This is a genomic window from Bacteroidota bacterium (genome assembly GCA_020402865.1).
Classification (GTDB): domain Bacteria; phylum Bacteroidota; class Bacteroidia; order Palsa-965; family Palsa-965.
Genome location: JADBYT010000049.1, coordinates 1 through 7,556, shown reverse-complemented (window position 1 = coordinate 7,556; position 7,556 = coordinate 1). Strand labels below are relative to the sequence as shown.

At 50.3% G+C, this 7,556-nt stretch carries 6 protein-coding genes; 3 read left to right on the top strand and 3 right to left on the bottom strand.

The features are described from left to right. Positions 1-270: 270 nt before the first annotated feature. Together IM638_20415 and IM638_20410 are read right to left on the bottom strand one after the other, a co-directional pair. Positions 271-1,410, bottom strand: coding sequence for a VWA domain-containing protein (locus tag IM638_20415; GenBank protein ID MCA6365407.1), 1,140 nt, complete (start codon positions 1,408-1,410; stop codon positions 271-273). Between the two features lie 373 nt (positions 1,411-1,783). Further along, positions 1,784-3,094 carry a serine hydrolase gene (locus tag IM638_20410; GenBank protein MCA6365406.1) on the bottom strand — a complete coding sequence of 437 codons (1,311 nt, stop codon included), beginning with the start codon at positions 3,092-3,094 and terminating at the stop codon, positions 1,784-1,786. 190 nt (positions 3,095-3,284) lie between these two features. Here IM638_20410 and IM638_20405 point away from each other — a divergent pair, with 190 nt between their 5' ends. Genes IM638_20405 through IM638_20395 form a run of 3 tightly spaced genes read left to right on the top strand, consistent with a single transcriptional unit; the run spans position 3,285 to position 7,191 of the window. Next, positions 3,285-3,908: a hypothetical protein gene (locus tag IM638_20405; protein ID MCA6365405.1), complete on the top strand. Its 624-nt coding sequence runs from the start codon at positions 3,285-3,287 to the stop codon at positions 3,906-3,908. Positions 3,909-3,910: 2 nt separating this feature from the next. Beyond that, a complete protein-coding gene (locus tag IM638_20400; protein ID MCA6365404.1) occupies positions 3,911-5,227 on the top strand; it encodes a hypothetical protein in 1,317 nt (438 codons plus the stop codon). Next, entirely contained in the window at positions 5,224-7,191 is a 1,968-nt protein-coding gene (locus tag IM638_20395) for a glycosyltransferase (GenBank protein ID MCA6365403.1), read from the top strand. Before IM638_20400 ends, IM638_20395 begins: the two co-directional genes overlap by 4 nt. 57 nt (positions 7,192-7,248) lie before the next feature. Here IM638_20395 and IM638_20390 read toward each other — a convergent pair. After that, positions 7,249-7,556, bottom strand: a 308-nt coding sequence (locus tag IM638_20390; protein MCA6365402.1) for a hypothetical protein, incomplete at its 5' end; no start/stop codon positions are given.

Here is a 7,556-nt window from a genome sequence, read left to right as displayed (position 1 = left end):
ATTTTTTCTTACTAATGATTTTGCGTCTTTTTTGACCGCTCTTCGTTGCTTTTTTCGCCAATCCCGACAATACTGTCGGGACAGGTATTGACTCAAAAAGCGCCTCAATCGGCCAAAAAATCCTGTAAAATCAAAGCGCAACAAAAAATCCTAACAGGCTCTTAAATTATAATATTATTATTCGTTTATATCACCCCGTGATACCTGAGCGCACAACAAAAAAACGCTGCCCGGTATTACGGACAGCGTTGTAACCAAAACAAACAAAAACTACCGTTTAAGCACCACGCCTTTGGTGGCAGCCTGCTTTTGCATAATGGCAAACACCTGATCGCTGAATGCGTTTGTGCTGTTTTGCTTTTTCCGCTCGGCTGCAATGTAGGCGGTGCGCTGCTGTGTGAGCCTTACCACATGCGCCTGCATGATGCGGCGCTGCTGCACCAGCGAATCGACGTGTGCGCGGCGTTTCTCGCGCGGGAGTTGCCTGATTTCGGGCGGAAGGCGTTCTTCGGCAATGGAATCAAGGGCCACCCGTTTTTCAATGAGGTCATTGATCAGTTCTGATTCGCCATAAAAATTCTTTGCACCCGATTTTGAATTGTTGTAGGAAGCGCGGTCGGCATTGGCATACCCATCGGCTTCTTTCATAATTTTTTCGCTCTTTTCCTTGCGCTGATAATTTTTGTACTGCATCTCACGGCTGCCATAATAAATGCGCGAACGTTCGATAAGGCGGGTGTAGTAATTGATACTGTCGTCGAACGGTGTTTTAAAAACCACATCGCCTGCATCCTGCCCCAGCTGAATGTATTCGCCCTCAGCAGCACCCGAAATGGTTTGAAAATGCTGTACAGCTTCAGTACAACTTAAACCCAGCTTGATGCTGTTGATGATAATGCCTTTTTGCGAAGCCAGTTTACAGGTTTCGGTATATTTCACATCGTCTTTATAATCCATGTGCGGCGGACAATCGCCTACCAGAAAAATTGTTTTGTACACTTTTGCCCCTTCGCTCCAGTTCATTTGCGAAACCGCCTCGTGCAAAGCCTGGTTCACACTCTCCGGCGAATCGCCACCGCCTTTGGCTGATATATCAAGCAATTCGGAATACACACTGTCTATATCAGTAGTAAGCGGATATACTTTTGTGACAAATGCATCGCCACGGTCGCGGTAAAACACCATGCCCAGTCTGATTTCGGGTGCGGGAGTAGTTTGCGAAAGACTGGTGACAATGTCCCAGATTTTCTCTTTGGCTGTTTTAATCAGTCCGCTCATGCTGCCGGTGGCATCCAAACAAAACACCAGATCAATATGCGGTGTTTCTTCGGGCACGGGAGCGGGAGTTTGTGCCGAAAGCGGACTTAAAGCCGGCACAACGAATAAAAGGGAAAGAAGAAGACGCTTCATGTGTGTGATTTAGGAGGTTTGACCCGTCTGCGTTATCTAAGCAGACGCAGAAATAACTTCAAAAGCACAATTTGCCATGGGGATTTAGCACTATTTAGCACTCGTTAACACTCCTTGTTAGTGATTACTTGCGAACGGCTAATATCCGGGATACTTTGGCTCCAGAAAGAAACAAAACAATCATAAGTCCCAATTAATACGAAATTCCCATGATACTCGAATTCCGTTACTAAGCGAAATTAAGAAGCCGGTGTTGACGCTGGAGTGTGTGTCAAAAAATTAACAGCTCAATATCGGCCTTCTTACCTAACGGGAGCACTGCTGCGGACAGACAGTGCTCCCGTTTTTCATTTTACACCTGTATATCAAACAATTAATGGGAGATGAGTATTTTTTGGGTATGGGGCACCGTATTTTCACCGGTAATCCGCGCAAAATAAAGTCCACCCGCCCAATCACTCACCTCAATACTGCCCGGACCAAAGGCCAGCTGACGGCTTGTAATACGTTTGCCACTGCAATCGAATACTTCCAGCTGGGCGTTATTTCCGTGCCAGTAAAAGTTAAGTACATCAGCTGCCGGATTGGGAGACAGCGTGAATTGAGGCTGAGTAAATTCAGTTACGGCCTGCGGCGCACACATGGCCTCATTGAGCTTTATCCAGATGGTGTCGTTAAGCGTAAAAGGCACATCATTATTGGCCCAGGGGGTATTGCCCATGCGGATAAGCACAATATTCTGGCTCGGCACCACATCAATAAACTGCCCGTTTTTGCCCAAAGCACAAAACATATCGGCAGGTGCATTGGGGTTGAACGAGCCGGGAAACTGGAACTGAAGCCCCGGTGCCATAAACGAATTTTTCCCGTTGAGCCAGGTGAGGTAGCCATACGACTGATTAAGCGGCTGCGAAGTATTGACCATCTGGTTAAAGTAAGCCGTATCGTTAAGCACCGGCGTGGTATTCCATACCCCGCGGTTAAGCAGCAGCAAACCGAAACGCGCCATGCTGCGGGCATTGCTGATGTATAAATTGTTGTACCCGCTGGGAATAAACAGGCCGGTCATGCCGGTGGGTGCTTTCACTTTTTGGGTGATGTACTGGTTGAGTGTAAACCCTGTAGCATTTTCAATTACCCCGTCGAGCAAGGTATATGGCCCGTTGTGATAGGCCCAGCGTGTACCGGCATCGGCAAGGTATTGCAAACAGGTATCAAGCGTGCAGTGATGATCAGGCACACCATCGTCGAGGCCGGAAGTCATGGTGAGCTGGTGCCAGACGGTTATTTTTTCTTCCTGCGCCGGTGTGCAGGCTGTCCAGCCGGTGCCGAGATAATCGGAAGTGGTATCGCTCAGTTGCAGGTAGCCCTCGCGCTGGGCAATGCCCACGGTAAAAGCAGTAAGTGTTTTGCCAGCCGAAGCCCAGTACCAGAGACTGTCGGCCGTAAAGGTTCCGTAGTATTCTTCGATGACAATTTTACCGTCTTTGAGCACGATGAAGGCCTTGGTGTTCCGGCTGCCCACAAACTGAATGAGCGAGTCAACTTTATCGGGGCACCAGCCCAGCGAGGCGGGCGAAAGGGTATCCCACGTATTACCTGTTAGCGGTGGGAAGTAAAGCGACTGTGCAGAAGCGCGGAATGCAGTGAAAACAAGCAGCGCGAGGAGTAATTTTTTCATCATCGGGCAAAGGTTGTGGAGATTAAACGAAAGCAACGTGCAAAGGTTTAACTGGTGCAGGGTACAGAAACAGTAAAAAAATGTATTTAGCCTTGAAACCTGCAATAAACCGGCCAGACAAAGCGTGTTTGCACTATACCTTGAGCAGCCGGAACCACCGCCGCTGCGCCAAATCAATTATCTTTAACGCCCGATGAAAAAATTCCTGCTGCTTGCTGCTTTGCTCGGTTTGCTGGCTGCCTGTACCGATACCAAACCCGGAACGCCGGATTATTCGCTCCGCCGCGACACGGTATCCGATACAACCGGACAGGCCGTCTGGCTGCATTCCGACAGCACAACCGATGGACGCAGCCAGAACGACTGCAGCATTTTGCGTCGCCGCGTGCGCGTAGATGCCACAGGAAAAAAGCTGCTGGCCGATTTGCGCCTGATGACAGCCTGCGGGCTGGATAGTTTCGACTTTGTATATGTAGTGCCCAATCTGGCACTCGACTTCATTACCTTTGAGCAGCAAAACGGCAACGATACGCTTACTTACGGCGATGTGCTCAAGCACATCAACGAGTTTAAAACCACCGGCACTTACACCCAGCTCAAGCAGCAGGTAATGACACTCGACAGCCTGCGCAGTGTGCGTTTTGAGCGCAAACAAATGGAAAAAATGAAACCCGTAATGGGCCGCCTGGGTTTTACCGAGCCCGAATGGCTGGCTTTTACGAAATTTGCTTCCACTTATCCGCTGCCCAAAGAACGCCCCATAAGCTGGGGCGAAATGCTTGAAGCGTTTGATAAAGACCTTGCCAAACCCGAATAGTGATGCGCATTAAGCCATATACGCTTTTCATACTGCTTTTTCCGGCGGCCCTTTTTATGGCCTCCTGCTCGCAGCAGCCGGAAAAAGAAAAAACAACCCGCAGTCCGCGCGAAGCCGATTTACATACTGCGGCCCTGCAACTGCGCACCGGCGGTATTCTGGTGGTTAAAAATGATGCTGCCCTCGACTCGCTCGAAAAAGTAAGCCTTGCAGCCGACTCACTCAACGCACTGCAGGAACTGCTGTTACGCGCCGGCGCACTGCTCGAAATAAAACTGGGCGGCGATACACTCATGAATGCGGCACAACTTTACACACCGGAGTTTGAAAAATTAGCCCGCCGCTGGCCCGACCTCAAAGCCGAAAATGTGAGCGGCGAATTTCTGCCCTCCGAACCCGGCGAAAAAGACACCGCCTACGCCCTCGCCCGCTTCACCACCGGCGGAATCACTTACGAACGCCGCCACGACTGGTATAAAGACGATGTAACCGATTTGCTTTTCTACCGCACATTCAACAAACTGCTGGCCGACCGGGCCGACAGCACACGCCTGTTTATGGTGCCCTACCTCTGCCGCGATTGCAAAAAAACTATCGACCAGCGCGAAATTCAGGTTGATTTGAGGCGCTTTGGTTTGTTGCGGCTCACCCAGGCACAAGCCCGGGCTGCACTTGCGGTTGATGAGCTCATGCTCGAAGACCTGAACGAATTTGACGTGTACACCACCGCCAAAACCGAAGATGCGTTGAACCGCTTTGCAGCTACCGGCCTGCTTACGGCTAAAGACAGCGCGTGGTGGCGCGATGCACGCGCAGCGGTGCGGCAAACATCGGTCTATGCGCAGGAAAATATTTTCGACGAGTTTGCACGCTTCTTTGCCATTGCCGATTTCCGTTCGCTGAACGATTATTATCCCTACGGCGATGTGCTCCTCAACCTTGCATCCGTATCCGGCAATCTGCTCGATCCTTCGAAACTGGCCGACGAACAGGTAAGCCCGTCAACCCACGTTGTGCGCTACCAGATTGGCAACCAGCTTTACGAAAAAGCCTACCAGCAATACGATTCAATCTGGTCGCCCGAACTGATTACCGATATAAATACAGCCCTGAGCGAGCAGAAAAAAGGCGCGGCATTTTACTCGGTGCTGCATAAAGAAGGTACGCTGCAACTTGTGCTTGTACCCGATGCCGTAGCCGAAAAAGCAAAACAGTCGGGCTTCTTTTCCCTTTTTGAACGCGGCCCTGCAACAGCCCTGTTACAGGAATACAAAGCAGCCGCCGAAAAAGCCAACGCACAAAATCCCAAACCGGAGTGAAACTAACCGTTGTAATTGTCAACTACAATGTGCAGCACTTTCTCGAACAGTGTCTGCACAGCGTGCGCAAAGCCATGCAGGGTATTGATGGCGAAGTGTATGTAGTGGACAATAATTCGGTAGATGGTTCGGTGCAATTGGTGCAGGAAAAATTTCCCGAGGTTCATTTAATTGCCAACCGCGAAAACACAGGCTTTTCCAAAGCCAACAACCAGGCCATGCGTGTGGCCAAAGGCGAATATATTCTGCTGCTCAACCCCGATACGGTGGTAGAGGAAAGTACTTTTACCAAAGTGGTTGCGTTTATGGATGCGCACCCCGATGCGGGCGGACTGGGCGTGCAGATGATTGACGGAAAGGGCCGTTTTTTGCCCGAATCAAAACGCGGACTGCCTACGCCGGCGGTGGCGTTTTACAAGATATTCGGCCTTTCGGCCTTGTTTCCGCGTTCGAAAAAATTCGGGCGTTACCATCTTGGCTTTCTCGACCGCAATGCGACACACGAAGTGGACATTCTTTCGGGTGCGTTTATGCTGATGCGCAAAACGGCATTGGATAAAGTGGGCTTGCTGGACGAAGATTTTTTCATGTATGGCGAAGACATTGATCTTTCGTACCGCATACAGCTTGGCGGCTGGAAAAACTACTATTTCCACGACACGCGCATTATTCACTACAAAGGCGAGAGCACGAAGAAAAGCAGCGTGAATTATGTGTTTGTGTTTTACCGCGCCATGATCATTTTTGCGGGCAAGCACTTTTCGCAGAAGAATGCACGGCTGTTTTCGTTGCTCATCAACATGGCCGTGTATCTGCGTGCAGGTGCGGCTTTGTGCATGCGCGCATTACGGGCACTTGCGCTGCCGCTGCTGGATGCCACACTCATGCTGGCTGGCTTGTATTTCATAAAGAACTACTACGAAGCCAACGTAAAACTGGCTGATTCCGGAAACTATTATTCGCCCGAAGTGGTGAATGTATTGTTTCCGGTGTATGTGCTGGTGTGGCTCACGGCCGTGTATTTCAGCGGCGGGTATGATAAGCCCGTGCGGCTTTTAAAAATTGTGCGCGGTGTGGTGGCAGGCACAGCGGCCATTCTTATCGGCTATGCGCTGCTGCCCGAAACGCTTCGTTTTTCGCGGGCGCTTATTCTGCTGGGCGCGGCCTGGGCGCTGGGCGAACTGCTCTTGAGCCGGCTGGCTTTTCATGCACTGCGCATCAAATCGCTGCGCATAGACAGCGGCCATCCCCAGCGCATTGCCGTAGTGGGCAGTCCCGACGAATGCCGCCGCGTAAAAGCGTTGCTCAACCAAACGGGCGTCACCAGCAGCTTCATTGGCTTTGTAAGCAGCAGCAACGAAGAAATGAGCGACCCCGCTTTCATTGGCCGCTTCGGGCAGCTCAATGAAGTGGTGACTATTTACAGCATAGACGAAGTGATTTTCTGCGCCAAAGATCTTGCCGCGCAAGACATCATAGACCGCATGGCGCTGCTCCACACGCCCCGCACGGTCGATTACAAAATTGCTCCGCCCGAAAGCCTGTCCATCATCGGCAGCAACTCCATAGACACAGCCGGCGATTTGTATGTGATTGACATCAACTCGGTAAGCAAGCCTGTAAACCGTCGCAACAAACGGGTGTTTGATGTAGCTTCGGCATTGCTGCTGCTGCCGCTTTCGCCGCTGCTCATGTGGCTGATGCGTCGTCCGGCCGGATTCATCCCCAATATTGTGCGTGTACTTGCCGGCCTGCGCACCTGGGTTGGCTACGCCCCCGGTACCGATGCACACCTGCATCTTCCCAAACTCCGCCCCGCCATACTCCACACCGACGATCTTTTACCGCAAAACCAGCGCAGCGCCGTAGTGGGCACACGCCTCAATATGCTGTATGCCAAAGATTACAAGATTGGAAACGATTTTACCATCCTGCGCAGGGCATTTCGGGAGTTGGGACGGTAGCAGCACAAGCAAACCGTTTCATATCCTCATTTACATTCTTATTTAGTCTGATTCATTTTACCCTGCAAATAAATTTTCATTCTTTCTCTTTCTAATTCTATTTCTCTTTCTCACTCTCACTCTCTTTCCCCTTCTCTTTCTCTTTCTCTTTCTCTTTCTCTTTCTCTTTCTAATTCTCACTCTCTTTCTCACTCTCTTTCTCTTTCCCCTTCTCTTTCTCTTTCTCTTTCTCTTTCTCTTTCTCTTTCTAATACTCTTTCTCACTCTCACTCTCTTTCCCCTTCTCTTTCTCTTTCTCTTTCTCTTTCTCTTTCTCTTTCTAATACTCTTTCTCACTCTCACTCTCACTCTCTTTCCCCTTCTCT